Annotated in this window: 14 protein-coding genes; 5 read left to right on the top strand and 9 right to left on the bottom strand. The window is 70.8% G+C overall.

Annotated elements, in window-relative coordinates:
- Positions 1-7 precede the first annotated feature (7 nt).
- The 3 genes from ACFW3L_RS25645 to moeZ form a co-directional block, all read right to left on the bottom strand.
- On the bottom strand, positions 8-358 hold the full coding sequence (locus tag ACFW3L_RS25645; protein WP_378747938.1) for an MGMT family protein: 351 nt from the start codon (positions 356-358) through the stop codon (positions 8-10).
- 61 nt (positions 359-419) lie between these two features.
- On the bottom strand, positions 420-806 hold the full coding sequence (locus tag ACFW3L_RS25640; protein ID WP_378747931.1) for an SPW repeat protein: 387 nt from the start codon (positions 804-806) through the stop codon (positions 420-422).
- Between the two features lie 193 nt (positions 807-999).
- Positions 1000-2163 (bottom strand): adenylyltransferase/sulfurtransferase MoeZ, encoded by a 1164-nt coding sequence (gene moeZ, locus ACFW3L_RS25635; RefSeq protein ID WP_378747928.1) that lies wholly within the window; start codon positions 2161-2163, stop codon positions 1000-1002.
- Positions 2164-2435: 272 nt separating this feature from the next.
- Between moeZ and ACFW3L_RS25630 the strand changes: the two genes are divergently transcribed.
- The 3 genes from ACFW3L_RS25630 to ACFW3L_RS25620 all read left to right on the top strand — a co-directional run bounded on the left by ACFW3L_RS25630 (position 2436) and on the right by ACFW3L_RS25620 (position 4570).
- Positions 2436-2660 (top strand): hypothetical protein, encoded by a 225-nt coding sequence (locus ACFW3L_RS25630; RefSeq protein WP_378747924.1) that lies wholly within the window; start codon positions 2436-2438, stop codon positions 2658-2660.
- A 171-nt stretch (positions 2661-2831) separates the two neighbouring features.
- Entirely contained in the window at positions 2832-3479 is a 648-nt protein-coding gene (locus ACFW3L_RS25625) for a TetR/AcrR family transcriptional regulator (protein ID WP_378747920.1), read from the top strand.
- A 293-nt stretch (positions 3480-3772) separates the two neighbouring features.
- Positions 3773-4570 (top strand): hypothetical protein, encoded by a 798-nt coding sequence (locus ACFW3L_RS25620; protein ID WP_378747913.1) that lies wholly within the window; start codon positions 3773-3775, stop codon positions 4568-4570.
- A gap of 82 nt (positions 4571-4652) precedes the next feature.
- Here ACFW3L_RS25620 and ACFW3L_RS25615 read toward each other — a convergent pair whose 3' ends face one another.
- The 3 genes from ACFW3L_RS25615 to ACFW3L_RS25605 all read right to left on the bottom strand — a co-directional run bounded on the left by ACFW3L_RS25615 (position 4653) and on the right by ACFW3L_RS25605 (position 6348).
- On the bottom strand, positions 4653-4895 hold the full coding sequence (locus ACFW3L_RS25615) for a hypothetical protein (RefSeq protein WP_378747910.1): 243 nt from the start codon (positions 4893-4895) through the stop codon (positions 4653-4655).
- 268 nt (positions 4896-5163) lie between these two features.
- Positions 5164-5475 carry a DUF6401 family natural product biosynthesis protein gene (locus tag ACFW3L_RS25610; protein WP_378747907.1) on the bottom strand — a complete coding sequence of 104 codons (312 nt, stop codon included), beginning with the start codon at positions 5473-5475 and terminating at the stop codon, positions 5164-5166.
- A 174-nt stretch (positions 5476-5649) separates the two neighbouring features.
- Positions 5650-6348: a ferritin-like fold-containing protein gene (locus ACFW3L_RS25605; RefSeq protein ID WP_378747904.1), complete on the bottom strand. Its 699-nt coding sequence runs from the start codon at positions 6346-6348 to the stop codon at positions 5650-5652.
- A 622-nt stretch (positions 6349-6970) separates the two neighbouring features.
- Between ACFW3L_RS25605 and ACFW3L_RS25600 the strand changes: the two genes are divergently transcribed.
- Together ACFW3L_RS25600 and ACFW3L_RS25595 are read left to right on the top strand one after the other, a co-directional pair.
- Complete coding sequence (locus tag ACFW3L_RS25600; protein WP_378747900.1) at positions 6971-8521, top strand: DEAD/DEAH box helicase; 1551 nt, start codon at positions 6971-6973, stop codon at positions 8519-8521.
- A gap of 87 nt (positions 8522-8608) precedes the next feature.
- A complete protein-coding gene (locus ACFW3L_RS25595; protein ID WP_378747897.1) occupies positions 8609-9517 on the top strand; it encodes an alpha/beta fold hydrolase in 909 nt (302 codons plus the stop codon).
- 94 nt (positions 9518-9611) lie between these two features.
- Here the strand turns inward: ACFW3L_RS25595 and ACFW3L_RS25590 are convergent, their stop codons facing one another.
- The 3 genes from ACFW3L_RS25590 to ACFW3L_RS25580 form a co-directional block, all read right to left on the bottom strand.
- Positions 9612-10676 (bottom strand): MBL fold metallo-hydrolase, encoded by a 1065-nt coding sequence (locus tag ACFW3L_RS25590; RefSeq protein ID WP_378747890.1) that lies wholly within the window; start codon positions 10674-10676, stop codon positions 9612-9614.
- A 105-nt stretch (positions 10677-10781) separates the two neighbouring features.
- Entirely contained in the window at positions 10782-11657 is an 876-nt protein-coding gene (locus ACFW3L_RS25585; protein ID WP_378747885.1) for a PHP domain-containing protein, read from the bottom strand.
- 56 nt (positions 11658-11713) lie between these two features.
- Positions 11714-12379, bottom strand: coding sequence for a DUF6758 family protein (locus tag ACFW3L_RS25580; protein ID WP_378747881.1), 666 nt, complete (start codon positions 12377-12379; stop codon positions 11714-11716).
- Positions 12380-12546 lie beyond the last annotated feature (167 nt).

Here is a 12546-nt window from a genome sequence, read left to right as displayed (position 1 = left end):
ACCCCCGTCAGGCTCCGCTTCCCCCGTCCCATCGGGCTTCCCGCATGTCCACCCGGTCGCCGCTCGGACGCATCGGGGTGGCCTCCGCCGCATAGTGGGATCGAGCACGTACGAGGTGCCCCTCGGCGGGGCGCCCGTCCGAGCGCACCACCCGCCACCAGGGCACCGCCCCGCCCCAGCGGGACATCACCGACCCCACCTGCCGTGGGCCGCCCCGGCCGACGTACTCGGCGATGTCGCCGTAACTCATGACCCGGCCCGGCGGGATCCGTTCGACCACCGAGAGGACCTCCTCGGTGTACTCGTCGACGGGCTCCGACGCGTCCTCGCCGGGTTCTCGGGGGTGGGGATCGACCATGCGCCGAGCCTATCCACCCCCGCCGACACTTAACCTTCTCCGGCCGCTCACGCTCCCCCGGCTACTCGGGCACCACGTTCATGTGGTTGCCCCAGGCCAGTTCGGGATCGCGCCTGCGCGCCGCGCGGGCCTGGACCAGCCCGTTCACGCCCAGGGCGGCGATGACCACACCACCGACCCACGCCGTCACCGCGGCGGGCAGGACGTGCGCGTAGCCCAGCACCCAGGGCAGGACGAACAGCAGCACACCGGCGGCCGTCACGGCGAGTTCGGTCACCAGCGCGCCGGGGCGGGTCAGGGACATCACGCCCATGACGATGACGGCCAGCCCCACCAGGAGGAACGTGGCTCCGGAGAAGCCGTACAACCCGTGCACGATCCAGCTCAGCCCCACGGCCAGTCCGACGACGACCGTGGCCACGTCCGCCCAGCGTCCCTTCTCACGCATCACGCCACCTCCTCGCGGCAGGGGCCCGCACCGGAGGTCGGCACCGCACCCCGTGGGTGTTTCGTACCCACTTGTCCACCTTGATAGGGGCGAGGACCTCGGAAAACTCCACCCCGGAACGCGGCGGACGGCGCCGGGAACACCCGGCGCCGTCCGCGGGAGGCGCTCGCGGCCCGCAGTGCGGGCCGGCTCGCTAGTACTCGGGCAGGCTCGGGTCGACCTGGTTGATCCAGGCCAGGACGCCGCCGCCCACGTGCACGGCGTCGGAGAACCCGGCGGCCTGGACTGCGGCCAGGGCCTCGGCGGAGCGCACGCCGGACTTGCAGTGCAGGACCACGCGCTTGTCCTGCGGCAGGCGCTCGAAGGCCTTGCCGTTGAGGAACTCGCCCTTGGGGATGAGCGTGGCGCCCGGGATGCTGACGATCTCGTACTCGTTCTTCTCGCGCACGTCCACGAGGAAGATCTCGTCGGGCTTGTTGTCCAGCAGCTCCTTGAGCTCCGGAGCGGTGATGGTGGAGCCGGAGGCGGCCTGGGTGGCCTCCTCGGACACCGCACCGCAGAAGGCCTCGTAGTCGATGAGCTCCGTGACCGGCTCGGTGTCCGGGTCCTTGCGGACCTTGACCTCACGCCAGGTCATCTCCAGGGCGTCGAAGATGAGCAGACGGCCGACCAGCGGGTCACCGATGCCCGTGATGAGCTTGATCGCCTCGTTGACCATCACCGAGCCGATGGACGCGCAGAGCACGCCCAGCACGCCGCCCTCGGCGCAGGAGGGGACCATGCCGGGCGGCGGGGGCTCGGGGTAGAGGTCGCGGTACTGCGGCCCGTACTCGTTCCAGAAGACGCTGACCTGACCGTCGAACCGGTAGATCGAACCCCACACGTAGGGCTTGTTCAGGATGACGGCGGCGTCGTTGACCAGGTAACGGGTGGCGAAGTTGTCCGTGCCGTCCAGGATCAGGTCGTACGGTGCCAGGATGTCCAACGCGTTGTCGGACTCCAGGCGGTCCTGGTGCAGGATGACCTCGACGTTGGGGTTCACGTCCTTGATGCTGTCCCGGGCGGACTCGGCCTTCGGACGGCCGACGTCGCTCTGCCCGTGGATGATCTGGCGCTGGAGGTTCGACTCGTCGACGACGTCGAAGTCGATGATGCCGAGCGTGCCCACGCCGGCGGCGGCCAGGTAGAGCAGGGCCGGGGAACCGAGGCCGCCCGCGCCGACGACCAGCACCTTGGCGTTCTTCAGGCGCTTCTGGCCGTCCATGCCCACGTCGGGGATGATCAGGTGGCGCGAGTAGCGGCGCACCTCGTCCACGGTCAGCTCGGCGGCTGGTTCGACCAGCGGCGGCAGCGACACGGTGACTCCTCATGACTGTTCGGATCGCCCCGCGTCCACCTGGGGAGCGGTGCGCGGAGCTGCTTGCAGTTATACCCAACCTAACGGGTGGGGTATTCCATTCCCACCCCGGGGAGGGGTGGTACTCGTCGCTTCCTGACCTCCCTCAACCACCACGGCCCGGGTGTTCATTCCACGTGGTGCGCGACGGTCGGCCGCGCGGCTCCCCTTGCCCTGGCACCCGGCGCGGGTAGTGTCACTCGTACGCTCCGCGACGATGTTGGGAGGACCCGGTGGCAACTGATAGTGGGAACCGACGCACCGCCCCCGTGGAGGAGGACCCCGCCTCGGCCGTGCCGGAGGCCGACGCGGCCGAGCAGCGCACACGGGCTGACGAAGGCGAACCGCGCGAGGACTGGACCGAACGGGCCTCGGAGGAGAGCTTCGACCAGGCGGACGAGGCCGACGTGATCGAGCAGGTCCGCGAGGCCGGACAGGACGAGGACGAGCGCCGCTGACCACGGGCGTCCCTCCGTCCTCACTGCCCACACCGAACCTACGCCGGAGTAGGATGGGCGAAAAGAGCTGCGGGCCGCGTCACAGAGCCGAGGCCGGGTCCGACAGCGTCAGCCACGCAGATGTCCGGTCAACGGCGTGCATCTGCAATGCCGAGTTCGGAGGGTGTGGGTGTGACAGCTCCATCAGACGCCCGCGCCCGGGGCACGCGTCTGCCCCGGGTCCGGCGCCGCCGCCAACTCCTGGCAGCGGCTCAGGAGGTCTTCGTCGCCCGCGGGTACCACGCCGCGGCGATGGACGAGATCGCGGACCGCGCGGGAGTCAGCAAGCCGGTCCTGTACCAGCACTTCCCTGGGAAGCTGGAGCTCTACCTGGCCCTTCTGGAGGAACACTCCGAGGCCTTGGTCGAGAAGCAGCGGGAGGCGCTGGAGAGCACCGACGACAACCGTCAGCGCGTCACCGCCAGCTTCCAGGCCTACTTCGACTTCGTCGCGGGCGACGGAGAGGCGTTCCGGCTGGTCTTCGAGTCCGACCTGCGCAACCTCCCGGCCGTCCGGGAGAAGAGCGAGCACACGTTCCAGCGCTGCGCGGAACTCATCGGCAAGGTCATCCGCCAGGACACGAGCATCTCCGACGACGAGGCGCACCTGCTGAGCATCGCGCTCGTCGGCATGGCCGAGACCAGTGCCCGCTACTGGCTGAACAGGAACGGCGCGGTCCCCAAGGACGCCGCCGAGCAGCTGGTGGCCCGGCTGGCCTGGCGCGGGATCAGCGGATGGGACCTCACCCGGCCCGCGGACGAGGACGAGACCGGGGACTGACCCCCGGCCGCACACGTCGCGGCCCCCGGAACACGGTCGTGTTCCGGGGGCCGTTTCCTTCTCCCGCAATTCCCGTCGCGTATTGTCCCGAATATCCAGCCCAAAAAGAACCACAGAATAGCCATTCCTGTGTCAAGTCTGGGCAATCAACTCGACACCGGCATTCGGAACGGTTCAATTATCTTGCGACGGGTATCGCGGAACTGAGAAGTAACGCGCTTCTCTTCGCCGTATCCGCCCGGCACCGGCAACTGGTCAACCGGGCGGAACCAGCGATTCGGGGGTGAGGACGTATGGACATCGGTCAGGGCCTGATGGACGCCTGGCAGACGGTGGCGGGCTTCGTGCCGTTGCTGCTGGGCTTCCTGGTGATCCTGGTACTGGGCTGGATCATCGCCTGGTTCGTGGGGAAGGGCGTCGCCAAGGGCCTGCACAGCGTCGGTCTGGACCGCGCACTGCACCGCGGAGGCGTGGGCGAGTACTTCGAGCGCAGCCGCTGGACCGCCAGCGAGCTGGGCGGGAAGATCATCTACTACGTCGGCCTGTTGTTCGTGCTGACGCTCGCGTTCAACGTCTTCGGGCCGAACCCGATCAGCACGCTGCTCAACGACGTCATCGCCTGGATTCCGCACGGCATCGTGGCGCTGGTGATCGTCGTGGTGGCGGGCATGATCGCCAAGGCCGTCCGGGACCTGATCACCGGTGCTCTGGGAGCGCTGTCCTACGGCCGCTTCCTGGCCAACGTCGCCGCCGTGGCCGTGCTGGCCCTCGGTGTCATCGCCGCGCTGAACCAGATGGGCGTGGCCACGACCGTCACCCTGCCGGTGCTGGTCGCGGTGCTCGCCACCGTGGGCGGCATCCTGGTGGTCGGCGTCGGCGGCGGACTCATCCGGCCGATGCAGTCCCGCTGGACGAACTGGCTGGAGGCGGCCGAGCGCGAGACCGCCCGTGTGAGTGGCGGCGCGAGCAGCTACGAGGCGGGGCGCGAGGCGGCCATGGGCCGTCCGGGCGCCACCGCGGACCAGGGCTCCAAGGAGGAGGCCTCCAGCCTTCCGGGACAGCGCGGGAGGGGTGGTGAGCCCACCTCGTAGCCGCGAGGGCACGGAGCATCAGGAGAGGGCGGGGCCAACGGCCTCGCCCTCGTCGCGTGTACGCCGCCGGTGCGGCGCTCCGTCACAGGAACTCGGAGTCCCGCAGCTCCTGCCGGGACAGACTCTCGATACGTCGGAACGCCAGCACGCCCGTGGCGATCATCGGTAGGAACGCCAGCCAGAAGACGACGCTTCCAGGCCCGGTGAACACCATCGACACGAGTGCGACGACGAAGATCAGTGCGAAAAGCGCGAAGTCGACGCGATCCTGTTGGATCAGGACGCCGACCGGTGGGCGCGCCGCCCCATGCCGACCGCTCCTCATTCGCTTTCCTTTCTCGCGGCTCTTCGGGCCGCTCCGCCGGTCACGGTGCCCGGGTACCGCCTCGCCCCTGGAACACCGAGAATGCCACGTTGCATTCCGCAGGCCACTGGAACCGGCGCGGAGCGCCGATCCGGGTCGGGGGCCGTCGTGGTTCACCGGTGTCAATTCAGCGTACGCCCAAGCGGCGGCTTCCGCCGGAGAACCAGAAGGGCGATGACAGCGAGAGGAATCGCGTCGCAGATCACACCCGCCTGCGGACGTCACCAACCTAGCGGACGAAACCACGGTCCTTCGCCAGTCGGCAGATCGCGAGAATGCGGAGTGTCTCCCAGTCATAGCTGGCGTCCTCGGAGTCCCAGCCGCGTTCGAGGCAGCCGTCGAGGAATCCGTGGAGGTACGTTCCGAGCGTGTTGGCGGTGAGTTCGGCGCCGCCGGAGACGATGCCCTCGCACACCTGTGCGGCGTGCTGGTCCAGCTCAGCGCTCATCCAGGGCGGCACCGGCGCGTCGAGGGGGCCGATCTTGTGGAAGTCACGGGTGAGTCCGGCCAGCGGGTGGCGCACGGAGGTCCCACGGGGCATGGAAGTACCTACTCGCGTGGTCAGGAGACGGGAAACTCCATCGACTCTATGTGCGCCGGACCAATGGATCGTAACGAATGTGTTGGAAATTACCCGCGCTTGACCAAGTGGGACCAAGTCCCGGTCAAAGCCCCGAGAAGGCCGAAACCACTACCGGACGGGCGATCCGCGCGCCTATTCGGCCAGGCCCATGGCGGAGAGTCGCGCCGCGTGCCCCTCCGTGAGCGAGGCGAACATCCGGCTGACGGCGGCGAGGTCACCCAGGCCCGAGTCACCCGTCCGCTCCTCCCGCTCGGCGACCTTCGGGTCGCGCGCCAGCAGCGCGGCCAGCTGCGGCCGGTCCACGGCCACCGCCTGCGCCTGGCTCAGCGCCTCCCCGACCAGACGACGGGCCCACAGGGACAGGCGTCCGGCCAGCCTGGGGTCCTCCACCAGGGCGGCGCGCACCTGCTCGGCGACGAACTCGGCCCGCTCGGTCTCGGCGAGCACGTCCTCGACGAGGGCGCGGGTGTCGGCGTCGGCCAGTTCGGCGACCCTGCGGTAGAAGTCGCCCGCGATGCCGTCACCGACGTAGGTCTTGACCAGGCTCTCCAGCCAGCTCTGCGGTTCGGTGCGCTCGTGCCAGCCGTCCAGCGGCCGCACGAACGGGGCCATGGCCTCCTCGGGGTCCACCCCGAGCTCCGCCAGGCGCCGGTGGAGCGCCTGGTAGTGCTGTTGTTCGGTGGCGGCCAGACCGGCCAGCTGACCCTTGGTCCGCAGCGAGGGCGCGAGACCGGCGTCGTCGGCCAGACGGAAGAAGGAACCGAGCTCGGCGTAGGCGAGCAGGCCGAGCAGATCGATCACGCCGGGTTGCGCAGAGGAGCCTTGGGTCATGCCCGCCAGGGTATCGCTCGGCCCCTCCGCCACCCAATCGGGGACTAAACGCCTCCTGGGAACGGTTGCACCGGCTGGGAGCGGGTACGGTCTCGGCCGTCGGAGCCCGGCTACACGACGGGGTCCACAGCACAGTGACCAGCTATGTGCACCGGGCTAACCAGCAGCTAGACTCAGCGTGATGACCGGCGCGCACGATCGCGGCGCCGCGTCCCGCACCCCCGCGACGCGGGCCCTCCCGCGCGCCTTCCGGCGCCGCGGACGCGGGCGCCCAGCGACGTGTCAGCCGGACACCACAACGTGTCCTCACGAGCAGTGCGGCGTGAGGGAGCAACGGCCCACGCGCCCAGCTACGCACCGCACACGACAATCCAGCGGATGGAACCGAGACATCGTGACCAGGGAACCCCCCGGGCCGCGCGGGTCCAGTCGGCAGCGCCACCGGGTCTCCCTCGCCGAAGCGGGAACCGGTGAGCCGCGCCCTCCGCGGCGGTCAGAAGCCGCCCGCGACCGCACCCCGCCGCGGCCACGAACAACGCTGCGGCCCGCCTAGATGGAGGCCTGAGCCCTGAGCAGCACAGAAGAATCAACGACACCCACGACCACCTTCCGCGACCTGGGCGTGAGCCCGGAGATCGCGGACGCCCTGGAGGCGGAGGGGATCATATCCCCGTTCCCCATCCAGGAGCTGGCCCTGCCGATCGCGCTGAACGGCAGCGACATCATCGGCCAGGCGCGCACCGGTACCGGCAAGACCCTCGCCTTCGGTCTTCCCCTGCTCCAGCGCGCGCAGGCCAAGCCGGGCACCTCCAAGCGGCCCCGCGCCCTGGTCGTCGTCCCCACCCGTGAGCTGGCCATCCAGGTGGCCGCCGACCTCACCACCGCGAGCAAGCGCAGCGGCGGACGCATCCTGACCGTCTACGGCGGTCGCTCCTACGAGCCGCAGATCAACGGGCTCAAGGAGGGCGTCGACGTCGTCGTCGGCACCCCGGGCCGTCTGCTCGACCTGGAGAACCAGAAGCACCTGCGTCTGGACGAGGTCGCGGCGGTGGTCCTGGACGAGGCCGACAAGATGCTCGACCTCGGTTTCCTCCCGGACATCGAGCGCATCCTCAAGAAGATCCCGACCGAGCGCCAGGTGATGCTCTTCTCGGCCACCATGCCGAGCGAGATCGTCACTCTCTCCCGGAACTACCTGCGCCAGCCCACCCACGTGCGGGCCGGTGACGACAACGAGATCGACGGTTCGGCCATCACCAAGCGGATCGCCCAGCACGCGTTCCGCACCCACCAGATGGACAAGCCCGAGATGCTGGCCCGTCTCCTCCAGTCCGAGGAGCACGGACAGAGCATGGTGTTCTGCCAGACCAAGCGGGCCTGCGACCGGGTCGCCGGTGAGCTCAAGGACCGTGGCTTCGCCGCCGCGGCCGTCCACGGCGACCTCGGCCAGAGCCAGCGCGAACGCGCCCTGCGGGCCTTCCGCAACGGCAAGATCAACATCCTGGTCGCCACCGACGTGGCCGCCCGAGGACTGGACGTCGACGACGTGACCCACGTGGTCAACTACGAGACGCCCGAGGACGAGAAGACCTACACGCACCGCATCGGCCGCACCGGCCGCGCTGGGCGTACCGGTACCGCCGTCACGTTCGTGGACTGGCAGGAGATGCCGCGCTGGAAGCTGATCAACGGCGCGCTCGACCTCGACTTCCACGAGCCCGAGGAGACCTACTCCACCTCGCCGCACTTCTTCGAGGCGCTGCGCATCCCCAAGGGGACCAAGGGCAAGCTGGCCATGGACAAGCGCGGGGAGCACGCCGGTCTGGAGGCCGAGGAGGTCGAGGACATCGGTGACACCGGGCAGCCGCGCGGCGGCGACCGGGGTGGCCGCAAGGGCCGTGGGGACCGCAAGGAGCGCGGTGAGCGCGGTGAGCAGGGAGGCCGCAAGGGCTCCCGTGACCGCGACCGGAGCCGTTCGCGTCGACGCACCCGCAGCGGTGAGAACGTCGGTCGCTCCGAGGGCACGACGGAGAAGGCCGCGGTGAAGGCCACGGTCAGGGCGGAGGCCCCCGCCAGCGGCCCGGAGCAGTCCGGTGAGGGTGACGGGGCCCGTCGGGTCCGCCGCCGTCGTCGTACCCGTGGCGCCGTGCGCCGCGACCCCGAGAACACCTGAACCAACCTGAATCACCTGATCCGAGAACGGTCGAATCCGCGTCGGGTAGCCCCGGACCGGTAGTCCCATCGTCTAGGGTGGCCCGACGTGAGTACACCTGAGTTCCTCGATCCGCCGCCGGGTGTGCGGCGCACGGACCTGCGTCTTTCGTACGGTCCGGTGGCCGCACTCCGGGCCCAGCCCACCTCCGGCGGCACCGTCCTCGCCCCCGCTGTCCTGGTGCACGGTTTCACCGGCAGCAAGGAGGACTTCATCGCCCTCCTCCAGAGCCTGGCCCAGGCCGGGCGGGAGGTGGTCGCGATCGACCTGCCCGGCACGTACCGTTCGCCCGGCCCCGAGACCCTCACCCCGCCGCCCGGGGTCGAGCCGCCCGACTACCGCCTGTCCTCCCTGGGCGCGGTGGTGGGCGAGGTCCTCGACGTCGTCGGTGACGGCGGCCCCGTGCACCTGGTGGGGCACTCCTTCGGCGGTCTGGTCTGCCAGGAGGCGGCGCTGACCGAACTCGCGCCGCTGGCCTCCCTCACCCTGATGTGCTCCGGCCCCGGCGCCCTGAGCGGCCCCGCCGCCGACCGGGCACGCAACCTCATCGCCGCGCTGTCGATGGACCCGTCCCCGGAACGGCTCCTGACGCTGTGGGACGAGCGCTTCGCCGCCGAGGCACGCGCCCGCACCGTCAAGCCCGAGGTCGTGGACTTCCTGCGCGAGCGGTTCCTGAACACGAGCGCCCTGGCCTTCATCCGGATGGCCGAGGACCTGCTGGGCGCCCGGGACCGGATCGACGAGCTGGCCGAAGTCGACCTTCCCGCCCTGGTCCTCTACGGCGAGAACGACGACGCCTGGCCGCTGGCCGAGCAGGACGGCATGGCCGAGCGCCTGGGCGCGCGTCGGCTGGTGGTCCCCGGTGCGGGCCACTCCCCCAACGTGGAGGCCCCCGAGACCACGTCGAGCGCGCTCACGGGCTTCTGGAACGAGACCGAGTCCGTCGGCCGACGCTGAGACCGCGTCCGCCCGACCGGTGTGCCCGGAAGGAAACGGCCGGGTGGCCGCCCCTGTGAGGAGCGGTCACCCGGCCGTGCGTGGTCCGGAGGGATCAGACCCAGGAGTCGAAGTTGCGGCCCTCGGCCTCGACCGTGGTGGACGGGCCGCGGTCCGGGAGGACGCGGGTGTCCGGCGGCAGGGAGAGCAGGCCCTCTCCGATGGAGGCGAGCTGGGTCGTGTAGTCGATGTAGGTGTTGCCGACCATGCCGGGCTCCCCCTTGCGGAGGGTGTCACCGCTGAACACGGCGCCGAGCTGGCTCACGTAGTAGCCGACGGAACCGTTCGTGGTGCCGGGCAGGGCCAGGACGTCGATGTGCAGGTCTCCGATGTCCAGGGCGCCCTCGCCCTCGACGTCGATCTCGGGGCGGTGCTCCGCGCCGTGGAGGCGGCGCCAGGCGCGCATCTCGCGGGGGTGCAGGGCGATGTCGGCCTCGGTCTCCTGGGCGATGGCCAGGGCCGACTCGATGTGGGGGCTGTAGCCGTTGGTGCAGGCCACCAGGTAGACCTCGCGGTCACCGACGGCCTTCATGATCGCCTCGGCGTCGTGGGCGGGGTCGATGATCACGACTCCGTCCTTGTCGGCCTCGATGATCCACGTGTTGCTGATGATGTCGTACTTCTCGCCGTCGAACTCGAAGGTCCCGGCGGTGCGGACACGGGTGATGCCGTCGGAGTCGGGGCCGGTGACTCCGACCTCCACCACGTCGTCCTCGTCCTCGGACGCGTCGGCGGACTCGGTGTCGGAGTCGGACGCGGTGTCGGAGTCGGACGCGGAGTCCTCGGTGTCGGTCCCGTCCTCCGCCTTGGCGTCGTCCTGGTCCGCGTCGGCCTCGGAGCCACCGGCCTCGTCGGACCCGGCGTCCGCGTCCACGGACTCCTCGGCGTCAGCCTTCTCCGGCTCGGAGTCCTCGGAGTCGGCCTTCTCCGACTCGGAGTCGGCCGGGACGTCCTTGGCGTCGGCCTCGTCCTTGACCGTGACGTCCTTCTCCACCGCCTCGGCGTCCTTGGACGCGACCGCGTCGTCCTCGGTCTCCTCGGTGGTGTCCTCCGCGACCTCCGCAGCGGAATCGGTGGCCTCCTGGCCGTCCTGCTTCTTCGGCTTCCGCTTCCAGAACACGGCTACAGACCTCTCATCCAGGGGTAAGTGCTACAACGCTGCGACCATTCTCGCGTCCCCGCGCAGTGGTCCGTACCGTACCGAAGACCCGGCCCCGGCGGCAGGTCACCCCACGATCAGCGGCACCCCGGTCGCCGGGGCGGTGAGCTCCTCGAACGCCTCCGGGGCCGTGGTGCGGCAGCCCAGACGGCGCCCGGTCAGGGATCCGTGGTCGTCACTGGACCCGGTCACCACCACGCCCAGGTCCGCGGCGACGCCCCGCCAGAACTTGCGCTGGGTCCGGTTGTGCGAGGGGTGGTCGGCCTCGATCCCGCCCAGCCCGGCCGCTGCCATGCGCTCGGCCAGCTCCACCGGCACCGCGCCGTTGGTGGCGCCCTCGGCCCTGCCCGGGTGGGCCAGCGAGCAGACCCCGCCCGCCTCCCGGACCAGCTCGACGGCGCGGACGGGATCGATCGCGTACCGGGACGCGTAGGCGGGGCCGCCCGAACCGATCCACTTGTCGAAGGCGTCCTGCACGTCGCGGGCCGCGCCCGCCTCCACCACCGCGCGGGCCAGGTGGGGGCGGCCGATGGTGTTGGCGTCGGCGTACTCCGCGACGCCCGCCCCGGCGATCTCCAGCACCCGCTCCCAGGTCACGTCCACACCGTGCTCCTGGAGTTTGGCCACCATCTCCTCGGCGCGGGAGGCCCGGTCCGACCGGACACGGCGGAGTTCGGCGGCCAGACCGGAGGAGTCCGGATCGAACAGGTAGGAGACCAGGTGGACACTGGAACCCTCGTAGGCGCAGGACAGTTCCATCCCGGGGACCAGGGTGAACCCGGACGGCAGGTGCTCCGCCGCCTCCGCGATCCCGCCGACCGTGTCGTGGTCGGTCAGAGCGAGTACGTCGAGTCCGGCGGCGACCGCGTACGCGATGACCTCGGCTGGGGCGTCGGTCCCGTCGGAGACCGAGCTGTGGGAGTGCAGGTCGATACGTGTCACCGGGCGATTGTACGTAAGCGCGGGCGTTCCCGCTCGGTACGGGGGCCCGGGGCCGGTCAGTCCTGTTCGCCCTCGGCCCTCAGGATTCGGCTGAGAAACGGGCTGGGCGCCCCGAACGGCGGTTCCAGGGCGACGCCGCCGTCCCGGAGGTCGCGCAGGTCGCGCAGGGAGCTGACCTCGCACATCAGCAACCCGGTGTCGGCGGAGGCGAAGACAAGCCACAGCCAGTGGGAGAGCGCCTCACCGGCGTAGGCGGCACGGTCGCGCCCCACGTCGAGGTTCCACAGTGCCACCTCGTGCCCGTCGAAGCGCACCTTCGCGTCGGGCGGGCCGGAGTCGAAGCCCTGTCCGGGGTCGGGCCCCTCCAGACCGGCGATGCGCGCGCCCAGGCCGATCCCCGGGTCCTCGGCGACGATCACCGCCTCACCCACGCCGCCGAGCGGGTTGGGGCCGGACAGGGCCACGGCCACCGCCAGCGCGCCGCTGCGTTCGTCACCGACCTCCGCGAACCCGGTGACCACCCAACCGGTCGGCAGCGGCCACGGGACCCACACGGGGACCCCGGCCTGTGCGAGGAGGGTGTCGAGTACGGCGGGGCCGGGTGCCCGTACGCCCTGGAGGGGTGCGACCGCCCCGTGGGCGTCACACCTCCACGCGCTGGTCCACAACCCCGGGGGTTGTACGGCGCGTCCGCAACGTGGACACGAGGGCTGGGCTTTCATGTCCTACGTGTTTACCCGAGTGGTGTCCTGAGAAAACGCGGAGTGGGGGGGGGGGGGGGGGCGCCCCCCCCCCCCCCCCCCCCCCCGGCCCCCCCCCCCCCCCCCCCCCCCCCCACCCCCCCCCCCACCCCCCCCCCCCCCCCCCCCCCCGGGAGAGGCCCCCCACC

The sequence above is a fragment of the Nocardiopsis sp. NPDC058789 genome (genome assembly GCF_042745575.1).
GTDB classification, from domain to species: Bacteria; Actinomycetota; Actinomycetes; order Streptosporangiales; family Streptosporangiaceae; genus Nocardiopsis; species Nocardiopsis eucommiae.
The sequence above is the reverse complement of the archived record's forward strand: the minus strand, read 5'-3'. Positions and strand labels throughout refer to the sequence as shown.

Bases quoted from the DNA above. Each gene is read 5' to 3' on its own strand.
- ACFW3L_RS25610 (WP_378747907.1), bottom strand. From the start codon at position 5,475: ATGCCCCGTGGGACCTCCGTGCGCCACCCGCTGGCCGGACTCACCCGT.
- ACFW3L_RS25640 (WP_378747931.1), bottom strand. From the start codon at position 806: ATGCGTGAGAAGGGACGCTGGGCGGACGTGGCCACGGTCGTCGTCGGA.
- ACFW3L_RS25605 (WP_378747904.1), bottom strand. From the start codon at position 6,348: ATGACCCAAGGCTCCTCTGCGCAACCCGGCGTGATCGATCTGCTCGGC.
- ACFW3L_RS25620 (WP_378747913.1), top strand. From the start codon at position 3,773: ATGGACATCGGTCAGGGCCTGATGGACGCCTGGCAGACGGTGGCGGGC.
- ACFW3L_RS25580 (WP_378747881.1), bottom strand. From the start codon at position 12,379: ATGAAAGCCCAGCCCTCGTGTCCACGTTGCGGACGCGCCGTACAACCC.
- ACFW3L_RS25615 (WP_378747910.1), bottom strand. From the start codon at position 4,895: ATGAGGAGCGGTCGGCATGGGGCGGCGCGCCCACCGGTCGGCGTCCTG.
- ACFW3L_RS25645 (WP_378747938.1), bottom strand. From the start codon at position 358: ATGGTCGATCCCCACCCCCGAGAACCCGGCGAGGACGCGTCGGAGCCC.